The sequence below is a fragment of the Dyella sedimenti genome (assembly GCF_022760995.1).
GTDB lineage: Bacteria > Pseudomonadota > Gammaproteobacteria > Xanthomonadales > Rhodanobacteraceae > Dyella > Dyella sedimenti.
This window is the reverse complement of the sequence record NZ_JAKWJO010000007.1, coordinates 101,262-124,385: the sequence shown is the minus strand read 5'-3', so window position 1 is coordinate 124,385 and position 23,124 is coordinate 101,262. Positions and strand designations below refer to the sequence as shown.

General features: G+C 69.0%; 21 protein-coding genes. 14 read left to right on the top strand and 7 right to left on the bottom strand.

Translation table 11 applies throughout. The features are described from left to right. Positions 1-74 precede the first annotated feature (74 nt). Complete coding sequence (locus MJ605_RS15020) at positions 75-950, bottom strand: DMT family transporter (RefSeq protein ID WP_243042356.1); 876 nt, start codon at positions 948-950, stop codon at positions 75-77. A 212-nt stretch (positions 951-1,162) separates the two neighbouring features. Here MJ605_RS15020 and MJ605_RS15015 point away from each other — a divergent pair, with 212 nt between their 5' ends. The 3 genes from MJ605_RS15015 to MJ605_RS15005 are packed head-to-tail and all read left to right on the top strand — an operon-like array spanning position 1,163 to position 5,141. After that, positions 1,163-2,332 carry an acyl-CoA dehydrogenase family protein gene (locus MJ605_RS15015; protein WP_243042355.1) on the top strand — a complete coding sequence of 390 codons (1,170 nt, stop codon included), beginning with the start codon at positions 1,163-1,165 and terminating at the stop codon, positions 2,330-2,332. Between the two features lie 10 nt (positions 2,333-2,342). Next, positions 2,343-2,825 carry a nucleotidyltransferase family protein gene (locus tag MJ605_RS15010; protein WP_243042354.1) on the top strand — a complete coding sequence of 161 codons (483 nt, stop codon included), beginning with the start codon at positions 2,343-2,345 and terminating at the stop codon, positions 2,823-2,825. A 48-nt stretch (positions 2,826-2,873) separates the two neighbouring features. Further along, on the top strand, positions 2,874-5,141 hold the full coding sequence (locus MJ605_RS15005) for a thiamine pyrophosphate-dependent enzyme (RefSeq protein ID WP_243042353.1): 2,268 nt from the start codon (positions 2,874-2,876) through the stop codon (positions 5,139-5,141). A gap of 92 nt (positions 5,142-5,233) precedes the next feature. Here MJ605_RS15005 and MJ605_RS15000 read toward each other — a convergent pair whose 3' ends face one another. Continuing rightward, complete coding sequence (locus MJ605_RS15000) at positions 5,234-6,019, bottom strand: phosphatase PAP2 family protein (RefSeq protein ID WP_243042352.1); 786 nt, start codon at positions 6,017-6,019, stop codon at positions 5,234-5,236. Between the two features lie 140 nt (positions 6,020-6,159). Between MJ605_RS15000 and MJ605_RS14995 the strand changes: the two genes are divergently transcribed. From MJ605_RS14995 to MJ605_RS14985, 3 genes are all read left to right on the top strand, one after another. Continuing rightward, positions 6,160-7,806 carry a serine hydrolase gene (locus tag MJ605_RS14995; protein ID WP_243042351.1) on the top strand — a complete coding sequence of 549 codons (1,647 nt, stop codon included), beginning with the start codon at positions 6,160-6,162 and terminating at the stop codon, positions 7,804-7,806. Between the two features lie 208 nt (positions 7,807-8,014). Beyond that, positions 8,015-8,371: an RcnB family protein gene (locus MJ605_RS14990; RefSeq protein ID WP_243042350.1), complete on the top strand. Its 357-nt coding sequence runs from the start codon at positions 8,015-8,017 to the stop codon at positions 8,369-8,371. A gap of 282 nt (positions 8,372-8,653) precedes the next feature. Beyond that, on the top strand, positions 8,654-9,127 hold the full coding sequence (locus MJ605_RS14985) for a DUF3761 domain-containing protein (protein WP_243042349.1): 474 nt from the start codon (positions 8,654-8,656) through the stop codon (positions 9,125-9,127). Positions 9,128-9,182: 55 nt separating this feature from the next. Here the strand turns inward: MJ605_RS14985 and MJ605_RS14980 are convergent, their stop codons facing one another. The 4 genes from MJ605_RS14980 to MJ605_RS14965 are packed head-to-tail and all read right to left on the bottom strand — an operon-like array spanning position 9,183 to position 12,828. Further along, the gene (locus tag MJ605_RS14980) at positions 9,183-10,274 is read right to left on the bottom strand and encodes an ABC transporter permease (RefSeq protein WP_243042348.1); all 1,092 of its coding nucleotides are present in this window, start codon (positions 10,272-10,274) and stop codon (positions 9,183-9,185) included. Further along, positions 10,271-11,200 carry an ABC transporter ATP-binding protein gene (locus MJ605_RS14975; protein WP_243042448.1) on the bottom strand — a complete coding sequence of 310 codons (930 nt, stop codon included), beginning with the start codon at positions 11,198-11,200 and terminating at the stop codon, positions 10,271-10,273. Before MJ605_RS14975 ends, MJ605_RS14980 begins: the two co-directional genes overlap by 4 nt. Positions 11,201-11,207: 7 nt before the next feature. Beyond that, complete coding sequence (locus MJ605_RS14970) at positions 11,208-12,179, bottom strand: HlyD family secretion protein (RefSeq protein WP_243042347.1); 972 nt, start codon at positions 12,177-12,179, stop codon at positions 11,208-11,210. Continuing rightward, positions 12,169-12,828 (bottom strand): TetR/AcrR family transcriptional regulator, encoded by a 660-nt coding sequence (locus MJ605_RS14965; protein ID WP_279237595.1) that lies wholly within the window; start codon positions 12,826-12,828, stop codon positions 12,169-12,171. The genes MJ605_RS14970 and MJ605_RS14965 overlap by 11 nt, the downstream gene beginning before the upstream one ends. Before the next feature lie 457 nt (positions 12,829-13,285). On the opposite strand from MJ605_RS14965, the gene aroC reads away from it, so the two are divergent. The 8 genes from aroC to MJ605_RS14925 all read left to right on the top strand — a co-directional run bounded on the left by aroC (position 13,286) and on the right by MJ605_RS14925 (position 21,957). Continuing rightward, positions 13,286-14,374: a chorismate synthase gene (gene aroC, locus MJ605_RS14960; protein ID WP_243042345.1), complete on the top strand. Its 1,089-nt coding sequence runs from the start codon at positions 13,286-13,288 to the stop codon at positions 14,372-14,374. A 48-nt stretch (positions 14,375-14,422) separates the two neighbouring features. Further along, positions 14,423-15,430, top strand: a complete 1,008-nt coding sequence (locus tag MJ605_RS14955) for a 2-hydroxyacid dehydrogenase (RefSeq protein WP_243042344.1) — start codon at positions 14,423-14,425, stop codon at positions 15,428-15,430. Positions 15,431-15,552: 122 nt separating this feature from the next. Next, a complete protein-coding gene (locus MJ605_RS14950; RefSeq protein WP_243042343.1) occupies positions 15,553-16,581 on the top strand; it encodes an aspartate-semialdehyde dehydrogenase in 1,029 nt (342 codons plus the stop codon). Next, on the top strand, positions 16,581-16,874 hold the full coding sequence (locus MJ605_RS14945) for a hypothetical protein (RefSeq protein ID WP_243042342.1): 294 nt from the start codon (positions 16,581-16,583) through the stop codon (positions 16,872-16,874). Before MJ605_RS14950 ends, MJ605_RS14945 begins: the two co-directional genes overlap by 1 nt. Positions 16,875-17,058: 184 nt before the next feature. Next, positions 17,059-19,374 (top strand): motility hub landmark protein FimV, encoded by a 2,316-nt coding sequence (locus MJ605_RS14940; protein WP_243042341.1) that lies wholly within the window; start codon positions 17,059-17,061, stop codon positions 19,372-19,374. A 103-nt stretch (positions 19,375-19,477) separates the two neighbouring features. Continuing rightward, positions 19,478-20,245, top strand: coding sequence for a tRNA pseudouridine(38-40) synthase TruA (truA, locus tag MJ605_RS14935; RefSeq protein WP_243042340.1), 768 nt, complete (start codon positions 19,478-19,480; stop codon positions 20,243-20,245). Further along, the gene (locus MJ605_RS14930) at positions 20,242-20,859 is read left to right on the top strand and encodes a phosphoribosylanthranilate isomerase (RefSeq protein WP_243042339.1); all 618 of its coding nucleotides are present in this window, start codon (positions 20,242-20,244) and stop codon (positions 20,857-20,859) included. Before truA ends, MJ605_RS14930 begins: the two co-directional genes overlap by 4 nt. Positions 20,860-20,952: 93 nt before the next feature. Next, complete coding sequence (locus tag MJ605_RS14925) at positions 20,953-21,957, top strand: cupin-like domain-containing protein (RefSeq protein WP_243042338.1); 1,005 nt, start codon at positions 20,953-20,955, stop codon at positions 21,955-21,957. 218 nt (positions 21,958-22,175) lie between these two features. Here the strand turns inward: MJ605_RS14925 and MJ605_RS14920 are convergent, their stop codons facing one another. Then, positions 22,176-23,075, bottom strand: coding sequence for a LysR family transcriptional regulator (locus MJ605_RS14920; protein WP_243042337.1), 900 nt, complete (start codon positions 23,073-23,075; stop codon positions 22,176-22,178). Between the last annotated feature and the right edge of the window lie 49 nt (positions 23,076-23,124).

Below are 23,124 nucleotides of genomic sequence, written 5' to 3'. Positions count from 1 at the left end.
TGACGTCCGCAGGCACCAACTGATGGCACATGCGTCGTCATGGAGGGGTGATTACGCGCGTGCCATGCGACGGTTCACACCATGCGGGCCCGCTTCCACCAGCCGGTCACGCGCTCCTCGCGCACCAGCGTGAACAGACCCGAACCGAGGATCAGCACGATGCCCGCCAGCATCGGCCAGTCCAGGCGGTCGCCGAACAGCCAGTAGCCGAAGCCGATGGCCCACAGCATCTGGCTGTACTGGGTGGGCGCCACGCGGTTGGCCGGCGCGTGGTGGGTAGCCAGCATCAGCAGTACGCCGGCGAATCCGGCGAGCAGGCCATAGCCGGCCAGCAGCAGCCATTGGTGCAGGTCGGGCCACACGAAGGCCGGCAGCATCAGCAGCCCGCCGCTGAGCAGCGGGCCGATCACGCCGGCGCCGTAGAGGCTGATGCGCTTCTCGTGCGGGCCGGCCATGCGCAGCGCCACCACCGATACCGCGCCGGACAGGCCGCAGAGCATCGCCGCGAAGTGGCCCACGCCCAGCACGCGGAAACCGGGACGCAGCACCACCAGCACGCCGACGAAGCCCACGATCACCGCCGACCAGCGCCGCCAGCCCACGTGTTCTTTCAGGAAGATGACGGACAGCAGGGTCACGAAGATCGGCAGCAGGAAGATCAGCGCGAACGCCTCGGCCATCGGCAGCGCGGTGAAGGCGATCACCGCCGAGATGTTGCAGATCGCGCCGGTGACCGCGCGTATCCACCACAGGCTGGGCTTGCGCGCATGGAACACCTCCCGGTAGCGGTCGCCCGGCTTGCGGATGAAGGGCAGGGCGCTGAGCATCAGCACCGCGCCGAAGAACACTGCCTCGTACGCAGGCAGCGTGCCGTGCAGGGATTTGACGAAGGCATCGCTGATCGCGTAGGCCGCGTAGCAGGCGAAGCCGAGCAGGACACCTTTGAACATGCGTGGTCCGGAGGGAAGCGGGGCCGCCGTCCCGGCGCCGTCGCTCGGAGCCTCGATACGCGGGATCCTGGCTGGCAGGCCAGCGGTCGGAAAGGCGCACATGGTCCCACAGCCCGCCCCGGCCGCCTACCCCGGCCTGCTGCACCCCGCCATGACCCACCGGGGAAGGGGCCGCTAGAATGCCGGTTTGCCCCATCACGGAAGTCCCGACGATGTCCGCTCGCCTCAATCCCCTCGATCTCTACGACGTCCGCGCGCTGCTGTCCGACGAGGAACGCATGGTGCAGGACGCGGTCGGCCGTTTCGTCGACGAGAAGGTGCTGCCGATCATCGGGGACTGCTTCGACCAGGCGCGCTTCCCGCGCGAACTGGTGCCGGAGATCGCCAGCCTGGGCCTGCTCGGCGCCACCATCCCCGAGACGTACGGCTGCGCCGGCATGAACGGCGTCAGCTACGGCCTGATCTGCCAGGAGCTGGAGCGCGGCGACTCGGGCCTGCGCAGCTTCGCTTCGGTGCAAAGCTCGCTGTGCATGTATCCCATCTACGCCTACGGCACGGAAGAGCAGAAGCTGCACTACCTGCCGAAGATGGCGGCGGGCGAGGTGATCGGCTGCTTCGGCCTGACCGAGCCGCATGGCGGCTCCGACCCGGCCAACATGAAGACCCATGCGCGCAAGGACGGCGGCGACTGGGTCATCAACGGCGCCAAGATGTGGATCACCAACGGCAACCTCGCGCACATCGCCATCGTATGGGCGCAGACCGAGGACGGTATCCAGGGCTTCATCGTGCCCACCGACAGTGCCGGCTTCACCGCGCAGGAAGTGCACAAGAAGATGAGCCTGCGCGCGTCGGTGACCTCCGCGCTGTTCCTGGACAATGTGCGCGTGCCGGAGGCCAACCGCCTGCCCAACGTGAAGGGCCTGAAGGGGCCGCTCGGCTGCCTCACCCAGGCCCGCTATGGCATCACCTGGGGCCCGATCGGCGCCGCGCAGGCCTGCTTGAAGGAAGTGCTCGACTACACCGGCGAGCGCGTGCTGTTCGGCCGTCCGCTGGCCTCCAACCAGGCCATCCAGGTCAAGCTGGCCGACATGGCCCGCCGCATCACCACCGCGCAGCTCCTGTCGCTGCAGCTCGGCCGCCTGAAAGACGCCGGCACCATGCAGCCCACCCAGGTGTCGCTGGCCAAGTGGAACAACTGCCGCATGGCCATCGACATCGCGCGCGAATGCCGCGACATCCTCGGCGGTGCCGGCATTACCACCGAGCATGTGGCCATCCGCCACGCGCTGAACCTGGAATCGGTCATCACCTACGAGGGCACCGAGACGGTGCACCAACTGGTGGTGGGGCGCGAGTTGACGGGCATCAATGCGTTCTGATGGTCAGTTCATGAGCCACGTCACGCCCGCGCTGTACGCCACGCTGGCCGAGATCGTGCCGGAGCTGCATGTGCACTGCGCCGATCCGTGGTGCCTGATCGGCAGCGCTGCCGTCCTGCTGGCCGGCGCGAACGCCAGCGTCGCCGATGTGGACGTGCTGGTATCGCGCGAGGATGCCGAACGCCTGATGGCGTTGTGGGCCGATCGCCGCGAGATCGCGCACGAGCCCGCCGACGGCGACCGCTTCCGCTCGCATTTCGCGCGCTTCCGTTTTCCCGGCCTGCCAGTCGAGGTGATGGGCGGGCTGGAACTCCATGACGGCGACGACTGGCGACCGGTATGGGCCGGGCGGCTGATGCTGGCGGGCCTCGACGGACTGGCCGTGCCGGTGCCTTCCGTCGATGACCAGATTCGCCTGCTCGAAAGCTTCGGGCGCGACAAGGACCGCCAAAGGGCCGCATCGCTGCGCACGCTCAACTTCCTTTCCCGGTAGGGAGAGGGAGCATTCCACTGGCTCGCTGCCACTCGTTGACGAGACGCCATGACCACCGTTCCCTATGCACTCACCGCGCGTCACAAGGGCTTCAACCGCGCCGAGATCGTCGACCGCAACTTCACCGAGTTCGTCGAGCTGTGGCAGGGCGAGGTGCATGCGCCGGGTGGCGACCATGCGCCGGTGCTGCCCGGCAGCGCGCTCGATGCGCAAGGCTTCCGCGAGCTGCTCGAATCGCAACTGGTCAGCCGCCACCTCGACCTGATGGCGCGCGTACTGCGCGTGCATAACAAGGTGTTCTATACCATCGGCTCCAGCGGCCACGAAGGCAATGCGATGGTGGCGCGGCTGACCCGCCATACCGATCCCGCGTTCCTGCACTACCGCTCCGGCGGCTTCATGGCCGAGCGTTTCCGCAAGCTGCCGGGGATGGACCCGGTGATGGACTCGGCGCTGTCCTTCGCCGCCAGCAGCGAGGACCCGGCCTCCGGCGGGCGTCACAAGGTATGGGGCAGCAAGCCGCTATGGGTATTGCCGCAGACCTCCACCATCGCCTCGCACCTGCCCAAGGCGCTGGGCACCGCCATCGCCATCGAGCAGGCGCGGCGCATCGGCCACACGCTGCCGATCCCCGACGACAGCATCGCCATCTGCTCGTTCGGCGACGCCTCGTCCAACCACGCCACCGCGCAGACCGCCTTCAATGCCGCCGCGTGGACGGCCTACCAGAAACTGCCCGCGCCGGTGCTCTACGTGTGCGAGGACAACGGCATCGGTATCTCGGTCAAGACGCCCTCGGGCTGGGTGGCCAACAACTTCCGCCATCGCGCCGACCTTGACTATTTCTTCGCCGATGGCCTGGACCTGGCCGGCGGCTACGCCCAGGTGCAGGCGGCGGTGGCGCATTGCCGCATGACGCGCCGGCCCACCTTCCTGCACCTGGCGACCACGCGGGTGATGGGTCATGCCGGCACCGATTTCGAGATCGAGTGGCGCAGCGTGGAAGAGTTGTTCGCGGTGGAGGCCAGCGACCCGTTGCTGCGCTCGGCCGAGATCGCGCTGTCCTCGGGCCTGTACACCAAGGCATCGCTGCTGGCGCTGTACGAGGCCACGCGCAGGCGCTGCTTCGAGGCCGCCGAGGAAGCGGACCGCCGCCCGCGCCTGGCCACGCTGGCGCAGGTGATGAAGCCGCTGGCGCCCTACACGCCGGCCGCGGTGAAGGCCGAGGCCGAGCGCGCCAACTACCAGGATCGCCGCCTCGCCGCGTTCGGTGGCGAGGACAAGCTGCCGGAGGCGCTGCCGCCGCGTCATCTGGCCATCCAGATCGGCCAGGCCCTGCACGACATCATGGCCAAGTATCCCGAGTCGCTGCTGTTCGGCGAGGACGTGGCGCAGAAGGGCGGCGTGTATACCGTCACCAAGGGCCTGCACAAGGCCTTCAAGGGCAGCCGCGTGTTCAACACGCTGCTGGACGAGACCATCATCCTCGGCCTGGCCCAGGGCTACGCCAACATGGGCATGCTGCCGATCCCCGAGATCCAGTACCTGGCCTACTTCCACAACGCCTGCGACCAGATCCGCGGCGAGGCCGCCTCGCTGCAGTTCTTCTCCAACGATCAGTACCGCAACCCCATCGTGATGCGCGTGGCCAGCCTGGGCTACCAGAAGGGCTTCGGCGGCCATTTCCACAACGACAACTCGATCGCCGCGCTGCGTGATATCCCCGGCCTGGTGGTGGGTTGCCCCAGCCGCGGCGACGATGCGGCCAACATGTTGCGCACACTGACCGCGCTGGCCAAGGTGGACGGCCGCGTCTGCGCCTACCTGGAACCCATCGCGCTGTACATGACCAAGGACTTGTACGAAGCCGGCGACGGCCAGTGGCAGTTCGCCTATCCCGCGCCGGGCGAGGCCATGCCGCTGGGCGAAGGCCGTGTATATCACGACGACGCCAACGACCTGGTGGTGTTCACCTTCGGCAATGGCGTGCCGATGGCGTTGCGCGCGGCGCGCACCATCGAGGCCGAGCTGGGCTGGCAGGTGCGTGTAGTCGACCTGCGCTGGCTGGCGCCGCTCAACGATGCCTTTATCGCCGCGCAGGCGAAGTCGGCCCAACGCATCATCGTGCTGGACGAAGGCCGCCGCAGCGCAGGCGTGGGCGAAGGCATCATCACCGCCATCGTCGAGGCCGGCCTCGGCGCCACGCCGTTGCAGCGCGTGGTCGGCGCCGACACCTACACGCCACTGGCCAGCGCGGCCCTGCTGGTGTTGCCGGGCGAAGCGGACGTGGTGGCCGCGGCACGCAAGCTGGCCTGATCGAACAACGGCAGCTTCCAACTGCAGGAGCGCACCCAGTGCGCGATAAACCTACGTAGCGGCGACCTCGCGGTCGCGCACTGTGCGCGTTCCTACCATCCGCGCCGAAGCCGCCACCACTCCGCCCCGCCCAGGCACACCACCAGCCACGCCAGCCCGCTCGCATAACCGGCCAGCACATCGCTGAAGTAATGCACCTGCAGCAGGATGCGGCTCACGCCGATCACCGTCACCATGGCGACGGCCGCCGCAACCACCACGCGGTGCCAACGCAGCGGCAGCAGGCGCAGCAACACATAGGCCAGCATGCCGTAGAACACCATGGCGCCGAAGGCGTGGCCGCTGGGAAAACTCCAGCCTTTCTCCATGATGAAGCCATGGTCATGCAGCGGCCGGGGGCGCTGGAACCATGCCTTCAGTGCGCTGTTGATCGGCACGATGCCGGCCATGGCGATGGTCCAGCACGTCGCCAATCGCAGTTGGCGGCGCAGCAGCAGGATGGCCAGCACCACGACCACGGCGGCGGCGACCGACCACAGGTCGCCCAGGTGCGAAACGGCGGCGACCACGCGCAGCACTGCCGGCGGCATGCCGGCCCGAAGGCTCTGCGCCAACGCGACATCGAAGCCGGGTAGTCGTTCGTCGAACTGCGCGCCGATGGCCAGCGCGGTCGCGGCAAACAGCAGGGCCGTGGCAATCAGCAGCATCGCCGCCGTGCGTCCACGGATCGCCACCGGGTGGCGTCCGCCGGCCAGCGCGGCCTGGTGCTGGCGCCGGTTCCAATGCCAGGCGAGATCACCCGCCAGCAGGGCCAGTAGCAGCAGGGCCGCCCCCAGCGGCAAGGCATGTGCCGCGATCCATTCCGCCCAGTCGTTCATGCTTGTCCTCGTGCTCGCGCCGCATGATCCCTGCTGGGCGGGGTGTCCGTCGAGCACCCGGCCGTGCCATGACTTCCCGTGCTGGCCCTGGCGAGGCTTTGCCGCGATAGTGATGCGCTTTGCTGCCCAGGAGCCGATCGATGTCCCCGCGAACCCTGTCCCCGCGCCTGGCGGGTTGTCTTGCACTGTTTGTTCTTGCGGCGCCGGCATGGGCGCAGACCACGGCCCCGGTGTCGCCGCCCGCCGCCGCGGCCGGCCTTGCGCCGCCCGGCCTGCCGGCGCAGTTGCAGGACTTCAGCGCCTACGTGGATGGCGCCCGCAAGCAGTTCGACGTGCCCGGTATCGCCGTGGCCATCGTCAAGGACGGGCAGGTGGTGCTGGAGCAGGGCTTCGGTGTGCGCGAGCTGGGCAAGCCCGAGGCGGTGGATGCGCACACGCTGTTTGCCATCGCCTCCAACACCAAGGCCTTTACCTCGGCCTCGCTGCAGATGCTGGCCGAGCAGGGCAAGCTCGACATGGACGCGCGGGTGATCGACTACCTGCCGTGGTTCCAGATGTCCGATCCGTACGTCACGCGCGAGATGCGCGTGCGCGACCTGCTGGCGCATCGCAGCGGCCTCGGCCTGGGCGCGGGCGACCTGCTGTACTGGCCGCCGACATCCTATTCCACCAGGGAAGTCGTGCAGCGCCTGCGCAACGTGCCGCTGGCCACCAGTTTCCGCAGCGCCTATGCCTACGACAACATCCTGTTCGCCGTCGCCACGCTGGTGATCGAGCAGGTATCGGGCCAGAGCTATGCCGATTTCATCCGCGAGCGCATCTTCCAGCCGGTGGGCATGGACGAGTCGCTGGTGGACATGACTTACCTGAAGAGCGGCATGGACGTGGCCACCGGCCATGCCAAGTCCGACTTCACCCAGTTGAAGCCAGTGCCGCCGATGGCCTGGACCAACAATCCGGGCGCGGGCGGCATCTATGCCAGCGTGCACGACTTGGCCAAATGGATGAATGTGCAGTTGGCGGGAGGCAAGCTGCCCGGCGGCAAGGCGCTGTTCTCCGAAAGCAGCCAGAACCAGATGTGGTCGATGCTCACGCCGATGAAGATCAGCGAGCCGCCGGTGCCGGAACTCAAGGACGCCAAGCCCCATTTCGCCGGCTACGGCGAGGGCTGGTTCCTCTCCGACTACCATGGCCAGCGCCTGGTCTGGCATACCGGCGGCTGGCCCGGCATGGTGTCGCGGGTGACCCTGGTGCCGGAATTGCACCTGGGCGTGGTGGTGCTGACCAACCAGGAATCGGGCGCCGCCTTCAACGCGGTGACCTATCGCGTGCTCGATGCCTACCTGGGCCGCGACAGGAAGGATTGGATCGCGGCCTACGCCGCGGCCGTGAAGAAATCCGAAGGCAGCGCCGACGACAGCTGGAAGGCGCACGAGATGGCGCGGGACAAGCATGGCAAGCCTTCGCTGGCGCTGGCGGGCTATGCCGGCACCTTCCGCGATCCGTGGTACGGCGACGTGGTGGTGAGCGAGCAGGGCGGCAAGCTGCGCCTCACGTTCAGCAAGACGGCGCAGCTGGCGGGCAGCATGGAGCCGTGGCAGCACGACACCTTCATCGTGCACTGGGACGACCGCTCGCTCAACGCCGATGCCTTCGTCAGCTACGCGCTGGACCCGGACGGCAAGGTGCGCGAGGTGCGCATGGCGCCGGTGTCGCCGCTGACCGATTTCAGCTTCGACTTCCAGGATTTGCGCCTGGCGCCGGCGGGCGGCGACAAGGCCCGTTGAGTCGTTGTCGTCCGGTTGTCACGTTCGGCGCGCAGGCGCCGGACGTCCAAACCGAATGCCGCATCAACGCATGAACTTGCGCCGCTGGCATGCGCCGTTCTGCGAACCGAATCACTCATCGCGCGTCATTGCGACTACCATCATGGCGACGCCGCAGGAATGGCGCGCCAGAGGGTGTGCGACTGTGGCTTTACCGATGGAGAACCGCATGAAGAAAACACTCATCGCCCTGGTGCTGGCTGGCCTGGTGGCATCCGCCAGCGTCGCAGCGTCGCCGATCCAGTACGACGACCATCACGACCACGATCGCTCCGAGCACGACCGCGACCATGATCGCCACGACAACGTGATCGTGCATGACCGTGGCGTGCATGAAGGCTGGTACCGTCGTGGCGGCTACGTCCCGGCGGAATATCGCGACCACCGCTACGTGGTGGACGACTGGCACAACCACCACCTGCGGCAGCCGCCACGCGGCTACCAGTGGGTGCGCAGCGATACGGGCGACTTCCTGCTGGTGGCCGTCACCACGGGACTGATCGCCGACATGGTGCTTTCCCATTGATGCAAGAGGCCGCGCCGCATGGCGCGGCCTTTTTTGCGCATGAACTTTCGATGCGGCCTCACGGCAGATGAACGCCGCCGGGCGCAGGGTAAGGCTGCGCCTCATGCTTGATGCATAGTCATGACGCAAGCGCTGGCGCGCTTGGGTGTCGCGGCGCCGGGGTGGCTACGGCGGCGCGGCAGGCGAGGGGGAGCACGTCCGGGATGCTAGACGGCGTCTCCATGGAATAGACGAGTGCAAGCGGAGGGATCACAGATGAAATCGTACGGTTTGATCGCAGTCTTGCTCGCGGGTCTCCTGGCGGGAACCGCCGTCCATGCGCAGCAGTCGGCCGCGCCGGCGGGCTCCACTGGACAATGCAAGGACAATACCTATACCGACCACGCCACCAAGAAAGGCGCGTGCTCGGGGCACAAGGGCGTGAAGGAGTGGTACGGCGCGCCCACCGGCGCATCGGCGCCGGCCTCCAACGCCGCCACCACGGCACCCGCGGCCGCGGCGCCGACGGCAAGCAACACCATGTCGCCAAAGACCACCGCTCCGGTGCCCGGCAGCAAGCCCAGCGGCTTCCAGCCGCCGGCCAACGCGGCGCCGGGCGGCGGCCCGGGCCTGGTGTGGATCAACGAGAGCAGCAAGGTTTATCACTGTCAGGGCGACAAGTGGTACGGCAAGACCAAGTCCGGCGCATACATGAGCGAGGCCGATGCCAAGGCCAAGGGCTATCACCCGGACCACGGCAAGGCTTGTACGCAGTAAGCGCGGCCGCATCCCATGCCAACGGAAGGGCCGGCGAATGCCGGCCCTTTCTTTCTCAGTCCAGCCGCTTGTGGAACAGCCGTATCGCCAGCGTGAGCATGACGGCGATGAAGGCCAGCAGCGCCATGCCATCCGGCCACAGGTCGCCGAGGGTCGCGCCGCGCAGCATGATGCCGCGGACCAGGCGCATGAAATGCGTGAGCGGCAGCAGCTCGGACAGCCATTGCGCGGGACGCGGCATGCCGTCGTAGGGAAACATGAAGCCCGACAGCAGGATCGACGGCAGGAATACGAAGAAGGTCATCTGCATCGCCTGGAACTGCGACTTCGCCCGCGTGGAGATCAGCAGGCCCAGCGAGAGATTGGCCAGGATCAGCAGGCTGGCGGCGATATAGACGTCCCCCAGGTGGCCGCGTATCGGCACCTGGAACAGCCATACGCCCAGCAGCAGCACCAGGCTGGTCTGCAGCAGGCCGATGGCGGCGTAGGGCAGCACCTTGCCGAGCATCAGCTCGGTGCGGCTCACCGGCGTGGTGATCAACAACTCCATGTTGCCCCGCTCGGTCTCGCGCACGATGGCCACGGCGGTGAACAGCACCATGGTCATGGTGAGGATGACGCCCACCAGCCCCGGCACGATGTTGACCGGCGAGCGCCGCTGGGGGTTGTAGAAACCCACCACGCTGACCGGCTGCTCGGCGCGCGCATGGAAGTCGTCGGGTGGGTCCAGCGGGTACTGCGCCAGTTGCGCCGCCGCGGCCTGGACCACGTTGTCGCTGCCGTCGACCATCACCTGGATGGCCTCGCGGCCATCGAGCTTGCGGCGCTCGAAATCCGTCGGTACGGCGATGCCCACGCTGATGCGGCCCTGGCGCAGCAGGTCGGTCAGTTGCTGCGGGCTCTGCACGGTGGCACGCAGCTCGATCACGCCGCTGGCCAGCATGTCCTGGATGGCCGCGCGGGAACCGGCGGTCTGTGCCTGGTCGGCCACCGCCGCGGGCAGGTGGCGCAGGTTGAGGTTGATGGCGTAGCCGAACAGCACCAGCTGCATGATCGGCATGGCCAGGATCATCGTCAGCGTCACGCGGTCGCGTCGCAGCTGGCGCAACTCCTTGACCATGATGGCCCACAGGCGGCGCGGGTTCACGCGGGCTGCTCCGCGCGGGCGCCATGCGCGCGGGTGGCGACCACGAACACATCCTCCAGGTTGGGCGGCGTGCCTTCCACCTCGCCTGACGTGCCGGCCTGGCCGAGGCAAGCGCGCAGCGCCTCCGCGCTGGCGCCGCTTTCCCGCATCAGCACGCGCAGCTCGTTGCCGATCTGCGCCACGCTCAGCACGTCGGACAGGCTGGCCAGCGTCGCCTTGGCGTGGCGCGGCGAGGCGCTGCGTACCAGGAAGGTGCGGCCGGCGAGCGTCGCGGTCAGTTCGCTGGGCGTGCCGTCAGCCACCAGGTTGCCGTTGTCGAGGATGGCCAGGCGATGGCAGCGTTCGGCCTCGTCCATGTAGTGCGTGGAGACGAGGATGGTGGTGCCCTCGTCGGCCAGCTCGAACAGCTTTTCCCAGAAGTCGCGGCGCGACTCCGGATCGACCGCGCTGGTCGGCTCGTCCAGGAACAGCAATTCCGGCGCATGCACGATGGCGCCGGCCAGGGCCAGGCGCTGCTTCTGGCCGCCGCTCAGGGTACCGGCGAGCTGGTCCTGGCGGTCGTCGAGCCGGTAGCGGCGCAGCAGGTCGTCGACGCGGCCCTTTTCCTGCTGGCGCGTCAGGCCCTGCACGGTGGCGAGGAACTCCAGGTTCTGGCGCACCGACAGGTCGTCGAACAACGAAAACTTCTGCGTCATGTAGCCGATGCGCCGCTTGAGTTGCTCGGCCTGCTGCGGCATGCGCAGGCCCAGCACCTCGATCTCGCCGCCGCTGGGCGTCAGCAGCCCGCACAGCATGCGGATGGTGGTGGACTTGCCCGAGCCGTTGGGGCCAAGGAAGCCGTATACGCAGGCGCGCGGCACGTCCAGGTTCACCGCGTTGACGGCCACCAGCGCGCCGAAGCGCTTGGTGAGGCCGCACGCGTGGATGGCCGACTCAGTCATCCGCGTGCTTTCCCGGGAACGTGGCCGATACCGGGAAGCCTTGCGGCAGGTCTTTCGCGTCCTGTCCCAGCGCGATCTCGGCGAGATAGCTCAACCGCGTGGCGTCGTCGCCGCTCAACGCGTAGTAGGGCGTGAAGCTGGGCTCGCTGCGGATCATGCGCACGGTGCCGCGGAAGTTGCGCTTGCCGTCGTGCAGCGTGACCACCGCCGCATCGCCCACCTTCACCGAGGGGCGCAGCGGCGCGGGCACGTACACGCGGGCGTACGGCGTATCGCTGGCCAGCAGGATCACCAGCGGCGTGCCGGGCTGGGCCTGGTCGCCCAGCTTGTAGGGCAGGCTGTCCACGCGCACGTCGCGTGGTGCGGTCAGGTCGAGTTTCTCCAGGTCCACCGCGCGCGAGGCGGCAGTGGCTTCCGCCGCGGCCACCGTCGCGCGTGCCTGCGCGATGTCCTCGGCGCGCGAGCCGTTCAGCAGCAGGTCGAGCGCGGCGCGGTCGGCCGCGACGGCGGCCTCGGCATTGCCCGCCGAGGCCCGGGCGCGATCGAGGTCGGCGGCGGCAACGAACTGCTGGCGGGCCAGCGCCGAGAGCCGCTGGTAGTACGCCGTGGCGTCGCGCGCCTGGGCCTGGGCACCGAGCAGGTTCGAGCGCGCCTGGCGGATCTGTTCCACACGCGGGCCGCGCACCAGTTCGAGCAGGGCCTGCCGCTGCTGTTGCAGGTCCGAGCGTGCCGCATCCAGCGCGGCCTGGGTGCGCGTGGTTTCCAGTTGCATGATGCGCGTGCCGGCCGGCACGTACTGTCCCTCGCGCACGTCGATGCGCACGATGTGCTCGGCGGCGGGCGCGGGCAGGGTGATGCGGTCGAACTCGACCGTGCCCAGCACCTCGGGCGGCGCTTCGCGGCAGGCCGACAGCGCTAGCAGGGCAAGCAGCGCGCATCCGCGCGATAGCGGCCTAGCCTTCATGCGAAGGCGCCATGCCGTGGTGGAGCAGGGCCAGGGCATGTTCGGCCAGCACGTTCATCCCCAGGTCCGTCTTGAAGAGCTCGCGCCAGATGGGCGCGCTGGCGGCGGGAAACAGGGTCAACCCGACCATCGACACCACCAGCAGGCGTGGATCGAGCCTGTCGTTGAGCTGGCCTGCGCGCTGCGCCAGCGCGAAACGCCCGGCGATCAGCTGCGGCAAGCCATCTCCGATGCGGTCCAGCAGCAGCTCACGCAGTGCACCGCCCTCGCACAGCACCTCGCGCACCCACAGCGATGGAAACCAGGGATGGGCGGCCATGATGTCGAAGAGACCGCGCACGAACGTCCGCATGAGCGCGCCGGCATCGTCGCCTGCCGTCATGAGCTTGTCGCGCAGCGCCGCGACGGCCGGCATCATGCGCTCCTCGAAAACGGCGTCGCGCAGGGCCTGTTTGCTGCCGAAGTAGTAGTGGAGCAGGGCCGGCGTTACCCCGGCCCTGCTGGCGATGCCGCGCAGTGAAGTGGCGGCGATGCCGTCGCGCACGAAGCATTCGAGGGCCGCCTCGATCAGCCGGGGGCGCTGGTCCGGGCTGTTCGTGGCGGGACGGCCGGGGGAGCGGCGGGGGCGGGGTTTCTTCGGGGGAGCCATGGGCAAAGAAATTAATTATCCATGCAATTAATTACAAGTGACGGGGGCGGTGGCGATTTGTCGCTGGTAGGCGGGCGCTGTGCGCGGGCTCCTTTTGCCTCGGTCCGCATCGTTCGTCATCCTGGCCCTACCCCCCTTCTTTTGCGGGGTGCGCCGGGACGACGAGCCATGAGGCGAAAGGTGTCGCGCACAGGGTGCGCTTCTACAAGGCTGCGTGCAGGGGTAGGAGTGCCCTCCAAGATTTTTAACAGGCGCTGAGGCCACCAGTGTGCAGCGCGCCGATTTGCGATTGTTGTCTTGGCGCAGTGTTCGTCGTCCTGACCTTCGCCGGGATGGCGGCAGGGAGCGATGCGCCCCACACATGGCCCCGGAAAGCCATCGGCCAACCACCCCAGATCCCCCGCGGACAGCCATCTGGCAGTAAGCTTGGGGGCTTCCCCAAGCCGCCAGGCGCCCCGTGTCCAGCAATTCCTTCGGCAAGCTCCTCACCGTCACCACTTTCGGCGAAAGCCACGGTCCCGCGATCGGCTGCGTGATCGATGGATGCCCGCCGGGGCTGCCGCTGGCGGCCGAAGAGTTCCGCCACGACCTGGACCGCCGCGCCACCGGCAAGAGCCGGCACACCTCGCAGCGGCGCGAGGCCGACGAGGTGGAGATCCTCTCGGGCGTGTACGAGGGCAAGACCACCGGCACGCCCATCGCGCTGCTGATCCGCAATACCGACCAGCGCAGCAAGGATTACGGCGACATCGCCCAGACCTTCCGGCCCGGCCACGCCGACTACACCTACTGGCAGAAATACGGCATCCGCGATCCGCGCGGCGGCGGGCGTTCGTCCGCGCGCGAGACCACCATGCGCGTGGCCGCCGGCGTGGTCGCCAAGAAGTGGCTGGCCGAGCGACACGGCGTGCGCGTGCGCGGCTACCTGGCGCAGATCGGCGAGATCGCGCCGGGCTCGTTCGACTGGGCGGCGGTGGAGCAGAACGCCTTCTTCTGGCCCGACGCCCATGGCGTGCCCGCGCTGGAGGCGTTCATGGACGCGTTGCGCAAGTCGGGCGACTCGGTCGGCGCGCGGGTGAACGTGGTGGCCGATGGCGTGCCGCCGGGCTGGGGCGAGCCGATCTACGGCAAGCTCGACGGCGACCTCGCCGCGGCGCTGATGTCGATCAACGCGGTCAAGGGCGTGGAGATCGGCGACGGTTTCGGCGCCGTCGCCCAGCACGGCAGCCAGCACCGCGACGAGATCACGATGGACGGCTTTGCGTCCAATCACGCTGGTGGCATCCTGGGCGGCATCAGCAGCGGCCAGCCCGTCGTGGCCTCGATCGCGCTCAAGCCCACCTCCAGCATCCTTATTCCCGGACGCAGCGTGAACCTGGCCGGCGAACCGGTCGAGGTGGTCACCAAGGGCCGCCACGATCCCTGCGTGGGCATCCGCGCCACGCCCATCGCCGAGGCGATGGTGGCGCTGGTGCTGATGGACCACGCCCTGCGCCATCGCGCCCAGTGCGGCGACGTGGGCGAGGTCGCCCCCCGCATTCCCTAGAACCATGCCGGCTCCGGTTCGGGCCGGTCCAGACAGAAGCGCATACCGATGACCGCCAAACCGAAAATCTGGGTCGCCCGCCCGCTGTTCCCCGAGGTGCTGGCGCGCCTGGCCGACTACTTCGAGGTCCAGGTCGAGCCCGAGGACCGGCCGCACGACGCCGCCGAACTCAGGCAGAAGCTGGCCGGCGTGGATGGCGCCCTGGTGGGCCTGGCCGATCGCGTGGATGCCGCCGTGATCGAGGGCAACCATCGCCTGAAAGTGGTGGCCAACCTTGGCGTCGGCTACAACAACCTCGACCTGGAGGCGCTCACCCGCGCAGGTGTGCTGGCCACCAATACGCCCGACGTGCTGACCGAGAGCGTGGCCGACTACGCCTGGGCCCTGATGCTGGCCGCGGCCCGCCGCGTGAGCGCGGCCGAGCGCTGGCTGCGGGCCGGGCATTGGCCGGGCAGCAACATGCGCTTCGACGACTGGATGGGCCTGGACCTGCACGGCCGCACGCTCGGCATCCTGGGCATGGGCCGCATCGGCCAGGCCGTCGCCCGGCGCGCGCTGGGCTTCGGCATGCCGGTGCTCTACCACAACCGCTCGCGGCTGCCCGAGGCGGTGGAGCGTGAGTGCCGCGCCATCCTGGTGGGCAAGCCGGAGCTGCTGGCCCGGGCCGATTTCCTGGTGCTGGTGCTGCCGTTCACCGCGGAAAACCGGCATGCCATCGGCGCGCCCGAGCTGGCGCAAATGAAGCGTTCGGCCCTGCTGGTCAACATCGCCCGCGGCGGCATCGTGGACGACGCGGCGCTGGCCGCCGCGCTGCGCGAGGGGAAACTGGCGGCCGCGGCGCTGGACGTGTTCGAGGGCGAGCCGGTGGTGCATCCGGACCTGCTCGCCCTGGACAACGTGGTACTCAGCCCGCACATCGCCAGCGCCAGCGGGGAAACACGGCGCGCCATGGCCCAGCTGGCGGCCGACAATGTGATCGCCGCGCTGGGCTATGGCGAGTCGGCCGGCAAGCCGCCGACGCCGCTCAATCCCGCGGTGCTGGCACATAAAGCGTGATGACTTTCACGCCCATGCGTGTCGTGGGTTGTTTTGCGCGCCGCCCCGGCTAGATTTCCGCGGATAGCGGAGATCGGTGCCGCCGGGGCGGTTTTCCGATTCCTCCAACCTGATAACGGAACATGAGCAAGAAGAGCAGCTACAAGGTGGCAATGGTCGGCGCGACGGGCGCCGTGGGTGAAACCCTGCTGGCCATTCTGGCCGAGCGCGAGTTTCCGGTCAGCGAGCTGGTGCCGCTGGCGAGCGAGCGTTCGGCGGGCGAGAAAATCACCTTCGGCGGCAAATCGGTCACCGTGAAAAACCTGGCCGACTACGATTTCGACGGCGTCGACATCGCCTTCTTCTCGGCCGGTGGCTCGGTGAGCCGCGAGCATGCGCCGCGCGCGGCAGCGGCCGGCGCGGTGGTGATCGACAACACCTCCGAGTTCCGCTACCAGGACGACATCCCGCTGGTGGTCAGCGAGGTGAACCCGCACGCCATCGCCGACTACACGACGCGCGGCATCATCGCCAACCCGAACTGCTCGACCATGCAGATGCTGGTGGCGCTGGCGCCGATCCATCGCGAGGCGGGCATCGAGCGCATCAACGTGGCGACCTACCAGTCGGTGTCCGGCGCGGGCCGCAGCGGCATGGAGGAACTGGGCAAGCAGACCGCCGCGCTGCTCAGCTTCCAGGACGTGGAAGCCAAGAAGTTTCCCAAGCAGATCGCCTTCAACGTGATCCCGCACATCGACGACTTCCAGCCCAACGGCTACACCAAGGAAGAAATGAAGATGGTGTGGGAGACGCGCAAGATCCTCGAGGACGACACCATCCAGGTGAATCCCACCGCGGTGCGCGTGCCGGTGTTCTACGGCCACGCCGAGGCGGTGCACATCGAGACGCGCGACAAGCTCAGCGCCGAGCAGGCGCGCGAGCTGCTGGAGCAGGCCGAGGGCGTCGTCGTGATGGACGAGCGCAAGGCCGGCGGCTATCCCACCCCGGTGGGCGACGCCGCGGGCCAGGACCCGGTGTACGTGGGCCGCATCCGCGAGGACATCTCGCACGAGCGCGGCCTGGACCTGTGGATCGTCGCCGACAACATCCGCAAGGGCGCGGCGCTCAACGCCGTGCAAATCGCCGAACGACTCATCGAGGATTACCTGTAATGACCAAGACGCTGTCCGGATTGGTGGTGTGTGCACTGGCGCTCGCGGCGCCGGTCCGGGCGGCGGACGCGCCCAAGCTTGCCGGCGCGCAGGCCGCCGACCAGAAGCGGCTGGACCAGGCGATCGCCCAGCAGCAGGGCCAGGTGAAGCAGTTGCAGGGCGATGTCGAACGCGAAGAGACGCGCAGCCACCAGGACGATGCCAAGCTCAAGCAGCAGGACCAGCAGATCGCCGACCTGCAGCGCCAGCTCCAGGCGCTGAAAGCCGCCCCCCAGGGGAGCAGCCATCCCTGAACCGTACCCGGCGCATGGCAATCGCGCCCGAACAAGAAGAAACTGCAGCAAGACGTTGTAAATACTGGCCGGCGCTATTGTTGATTGGCTCGTACCTAAACTAAAGTGACTCCTCGTTCTGGGGGCTGCCGCATGCCGGCGGGCCGATAAGAAGCGTCATGGGGTCGTTCGGGGGAATAACACGATGAATCGTTCGTTGAAGCTGTCGATGCTGCTGGCGCTGGCCCTGGGCAGCAGCCAGGCGGTCGCGCTGGAGCTGGGCCAGATCCAGGTGAAATCCGCCCTGGGCCAACCCCTGCTGGCCGAGATCCCGGTCAATCCCGACAGCCCGGCCGAGCTGCAGAACCTGACCGCGCGCCTGGCTTCCGCCGAGGACGCCGCCCAGGCCGGCGTCGCCGCCGGCCCCGCGGTGCCGCTGCAGTTCGCCGTGGTCGATGGCGCCAACGGCCGCAAGGTCATCCGCATCACCAGCAGCGCGCCGGTGAACGATCCCTACCTGGACCTGCTGGTCGAGGTGAACAACGCCGCCGGCAAGAGCCTGCGCGAATTCACCATCCTGCTGGATCCGCCCGGGAGCGTGGCCGGCACGCCTGCCACCCACGCTCCCGCCCAGGCGCCGGCCAAGCCGTCCCGCCGCGCTGCCCCGGCGCCGGCGGAAACCGCCAGCCAGGGTACCGCTCCCGCACCCGCCACGCCGGCACCCGTGGCCAGGCCGGTCCGTCCGGCGCGCGCCGCCGCCGCGGGCTCTTATGGCCCGGTCGAAAGCGGCCAGACCCTCTCGGGCATCGCCCACGAGACCGCGCCGGACGGCGTGGACTTCAACCAGATGCTGCTGGCCCTCAAGCAGGCCAACCCCGATGCCTTCTATCGCGACAACATCAACGCGCTCAAGAGCGGCGTGGTGTTGCGCGTACCCTCCCGCGAGGACGCCCTGGCCACTTCGGCGGCCGCGGCCCTGGCCGAAGTGCGCCGCCAGAACGGCGACTGGCGTTCCGGCGCCGCGCGCGCGCCGACCACCGTCGCCGATGCCGGCACGCGGGCCAATGCCTCCTCGTCCCCGGCTGCCGCCGGTCCGGCCGGCGACCACCTGGCGCTGGTGCCGGCCAAGGAGGGCGCCGGCAATGCCGCCCAGGGCGGCAAGGGGGGCGACCAGGCCAGCAGCAAGGGCATGGCCAGCCTGCACCAGGACCTGCTGCGCAGCCAGGAGGCGCTGACCTCCCTGCAGCAACAGGGCGACGAGCTGAAGTCGCGCCTGAAGGACCTGGAAGACATCAACGGCAAGAACCAGCGCCTGCTCTCGCTCAAGGACAACGAAATCGCCGACCTCCAGCGCCAGCTGGCTGCGGCGCGCAAGGCCGCCGGCCTGCCACCCGCCAAGGCGGCGGAAGCGCCCCAGCCGGCCGCGCCCGAGGAAACGGTGGTCAAGGCGAACGAACCTGCCGCCGCTGCCGCCGCGGGCAACGCGACGCCGCCGGCCGGTGGCGCCAGCGCCGCCACGCCGGCACCCGTCGGCGCGGCCACGGCCGCCAAGCCTGTCGCCCCGGCCAAGCCAGTGGCGAAGCCTGCGACTAAACCAGTGCCGGTGCAGGAAGAGGAGCCCTGGTACATGCAGACCTGGGCCTGGGGCGCGGGCGCGGCGGTGGTTGTGCTGCTGCTCCTGTTCGGCCTGCGCGGCCGCAGCCGCAAGCCGGCCGCCGAGACCGATGCGGCGGCGGCCGGTTCGCTGGCCGACCGCTTCGGCACGGTGCCGCCGGCCGGTCCGGCCAGCGCCGATCCGGACCAGGACGAACTGCTCGACCAACTGGCCGAGCACCCGGACGACATCGGCCTGCACCTGGAGCTGGTGAGCCTGTACTACAGCCGCCGCGACGTGGAGCACTTCGAGGCGGCCGCCGAGGCCATGCACGCCCATGTCGCCGATCCGCAGCAGCCGGAGTGGCAGGACGTGGTGCGCATGGGCGAGGACCTGGTGCCCGAGCATCCCCTGTTCGCGCACGCCGTGGTGCCGCCGCACCTTCCGGAGGAAAAGCCGCTGCTGGACGACTTCCAACTGGACCGCTACGCCGAGCGCGGCGAGGCGGACGAGTTGCCGCCGATCCCGTCGCCGCCGGCGCCGTCTTCCAAGGTCAGCGAATACCACTTCGATTTCGATCTCACCCCGCGTCCGTCGCAGCCACCGGCAAGCGCTCCCGCGTCCGAGCCCGCTCCCGCCGCGGCCGGCCACGAACCCGCCGAGGAAGAGTCCTTCGACCATGCGTCCAGTTGGGCCTTTGCCGAGCCCGCCGGGGAAGCGGGCTCGGACGGCCTGCACCACGAGGACCTGAACCACGAGTTGGGGCAGTTCAGCGACGATCCGGTCGATACCAAGCTTGACCTGGCCCGCGCCTATCTCGACATGGGCGATCCGGATGGCGCCCAGGCCATGCTGGAAGAAGTCATGCACGAAGGCACGCAGATACAGAAGGACGTGGCCAAGCGCCTGCTCGACAGCATCCACTGAGTTGCCGCCACGCTTCGATCCGCTCGGGCCGGCCACGCCGGCCCGAGTTCGTTGAGGGGCTGCTAATCTTGCCGTCTTACCCATCCGGCCCTGCTTCTTCTCCATGCGCCTCGCCCTTGGCATCGAATACGACGGCACCGAGTTCTCCGGCTGGCAGCGCCTGAGCCACGGCGACACCGTGCAGGGCGCGCTGGAGCGGGCGCTGTCGTTCGTCGCCGCGCATCCGGTGGAGGTCACCTGCGCCGGGCGCACCGACGCCGGCGTGCACGGCCGCTGCCAGGTGGTGCACTTCGATACCGAGGTCCATCGCGACATGCGCGGCTGGGTGCTGGGCGCCTGTTCCAACCTGCCGGCCAGCGTGGCCGTGCTGTGGGCGCAGCCGGTGGAGCCGGCTTTCCACGCCCGTTTCTCCGCGCGTAGCCGGCGCTACCGCTACCGCATTCTCAACCGCCCGGTGCGCGCGGCGCTGGAGGCGCGCTACGTCACCTGGGAACGCCAGCCGCTGGACGCCACGCGCATGCACGAGTCGGCGCAGGCGCTGGTCGGTGAGCATGACTTCAGCGCCTTCCGCGCGATCTCCTGCCAAGCCGCGCATGCGCGGCGCGAGGTGCGGGCGGTGAGCGTGCGGCGGGAGGAAGAACAGGTGATCGTGGAAATCGAGGCGAATGCCTTCCTGCACCACATGGTGCGCAACATCGTCGGCTCGCTGCTGCCGGTCGGCCGCGGCGAGCAGCCGGTGGCCTGGATGCGCGAGCTGCTGGAGGGACGCGACCGCGAGGTGGCCGGCCCTACCGCGCCGGCCTCGGGCCTGACCTTCCTGGGGCCGCGCTACGACGCGCAGTGGGGATTGCCGGCGGAGGTGAGCCTGTGACGCGCATCAAGTGCTGCGGCATGACCCGTGTCGAGGACGCCGTGCTGGCGGCCCGGCTAGGCGCCGACGCCATCGGCGTGGTGTTCACCGCGCGCAGCAAGCGCCGCGTGTCGCTGGAACAAGCCGCCGCCATCGTCCACGCCCTGCCGCCGTTCGTGAGCGTGGTGGCATTGTTCATGGACGATGATGCCGCGCTGGTGCGCGAGGCGATCGATGCGGTGCGGCCGGACCTGCTGCAGTTCCACGGCGAGGAACGCGACGACTGGTGCGCGCAGTTCGGCCTGCGCTACCTGAAGGCCATCGCCATGGGCGAGGGTGCCGCCGCGCTGGCCAGGCTGCGCGAGTATCCCGGCGCCGCCGGTCTGCTGCTGGACGGCCACGGTTTGGGCGAGGCCGGCGGCAGCGGCAAGGCGTTCGACTGGTCGCTGATGCCGCGTGATCTGGCGCAACCCTTGATCCTGGCCGGCGGCCTCACGGCGGGCAACGTGGGCGAAGCCATCCGCGTGGCGCGGCCGTGGGCGGTGGACGTGGCCAGCGGCGTGGAATCGGCGCCGGGCATCAAGGACCCGCGGAAGCTGGCCGATTTCATCCATGCGGTGCGCGCAGCGGCTTGAGACAGACCTTTCGCCGGTCGCGCACAGGAGGCGCTCCTACGGCAGGCACACGCACTGCTAGCATGGCGCTCCCGTCGCGCGTCCAGGTCACGCATGCCCGCCCCGATCGAAGCATTCCACTACGAAGGCCAGCCCGATGCGCTGGCACGGATCGTTGGGAGCGAACGCCCGCTGGTCATCCGTGGCCTGGTGAAGCACTGGCCGCTCGTGGCGGCGGCCACGCAGTCGGAGCGCGCCTTCGCCGACCTGCTGATGGCGCGGGACAACGGTACGCCGGTCGATGCGCTGCTGATGCCGCCCGAGGCCGAGGGCCTTGTCGGCTACCGCGACGACCTGGAGGCCTTCAACTTCAAGCATCATCGCGTATCGGTGACGCAGGCCCTGCAGCGCCTGCTGCAATACGCCGGCAGCGACGATGCGCCGGGCATCGCGCTGCAGAGCGCGCCGGTCGCCGCCTGCCTGCCGGGCCTGCTGGAAGACCACGCCTTGCCGCTGCTCGCTCCATCCATCCAGCCGCGCCTGTGGATCGGCAATCGCGTCACCACGCCGGCGCATTTCGATGAGTATCACAACATCGCTTGCGTGGTGTGCGGCGTGCGGCGCTTCACGCTGTTCCCGCCGGAACAGGTACGGAACCTCTATATCGGGCCGCTGGATTTCGCGCCCACCGGCGCGGCCATCGGCATGGCCCGGGTCGACCGGCCCGACGATCCGCGTTACCCGCGCCTGAAGCTTGCGCTGGAACAGGCGCAGGTAGCCGAGCTGGCGCCGGGCGATGCGGTCTATATCCCGCCGATGTGGTGGCACCACGTGGCCTCGCTGGGGCCACTCAATGCGCTGGTCAACTACTGGTGGAAAGCCGGGCAGGGCGTGGGCCTGGTGCCCAACACCCGGCTGGGCGGGCTGCTGCACTGCATCCTGCTGTTCAAGTCGCTGCCGCCGGCCGAGCGCGAGGCGTGGCGTGCGTTGCTCGACCATTACGTGTTCGGCGACGAGGATCCCGCCGCGCATATTCCCGAGGGGCGTCGTGGGTGGCTGGGCGAGCTGGACGCGGAACAATCCAGGAAGCTGCTCGAGCGCATCCGCCAATACCTGTAGGAGCGCACCCAGTGCGCGACCGCCAACAAGGCCGGGACATGCAGACGCTGCGGTCGCGCACTGGGTGTGCTCCTACAGAAAGGCGGTGGGGTATCCGATCGGCCCACAACGTTTTCCACAGTCCATGTGGACGCATGCGGGAAAAGCCTGTGGATAGGTGTCCTATCCGCTTGATGGCCAAGGCGCGCCGACGCGTTGGCGCGCGAATGCGCAGCGCACTATCCGCCGGCGGGCCGGCACAATTCGGCTTCCAGCCATGCCGCCAGTTTTTCCGAGCGCTCGGCCGGCAGCCGCATGGGCGTGGCCAGTACCCATTGCGAATCGGCTTCCTCGAAGCCCCATGGCGCGACCAGGCGTCCGCTGGCGAGGTCGTCGGCCACCAGGGGCTCCGGCGCGATGGCCACGCCCCGGCCGGCCGCGGCCGCTTCGATCAGATGGTAGAGGTGCGGGTACCCGTGGGCCGTTTTCAGCCCGGCGGTAGGCAGGCCGATGCGTTCGGCCCAGTCGCTCCAAGCTCGCGGACGCGACTGGGTATGCAGCAGCGGCAGGCCCAGGACGGCCTTGGGACGTTGGCGGGCCAGCCGATGTGTCCTGGCGAAGCCGGGACTCGCTACCGGGCCGATGCGCTCGCGCAGCAGCGGGCGCACGCGCCAGGCGGGCGGCCACGGTGCCTCGCCGGAAAGCACGGCGGCGTCGAGCCCGGCAAGGCTCTCGTCGAATGGCGTCTCCTGCGGCCGCAGGTGCAGCGACAGTTCGGGCAGGTCGGACATCAGGCGTTCCAGCCGGGGAATCATCCAGCGCGCCAGCAGGCTGACCGGGCAGCCGAGCACGAACGGCGCCTGGGCCGAGTCCTGCCGCAGCAGTTGGCAGGTATCGCGCAGTTGAGCGAAGGCGGCGGTGCAGGTATCGCGCAGGCGCTGGCCGGCGCCCGTGAGCGCCAGGCCACGCCCCTCGCGCTGGAACAGGGGCGTGCCCAGTTCCTCCTCCAGTGAGCGAATGTGCCGGCTCACCGCGCCATGGGTGACGTGCAGCTCGACCGCCGCGCGACTCACGCTGCCCAGCCGTGCCGCGGCCTCGAAGGCATGCAGGGCATTCAGCGAGGGCAGCGGGCGGGACATGAATAGGTGAGTTTTCCTGACGTATCGCGGCCATCATATCGCTTTTTGC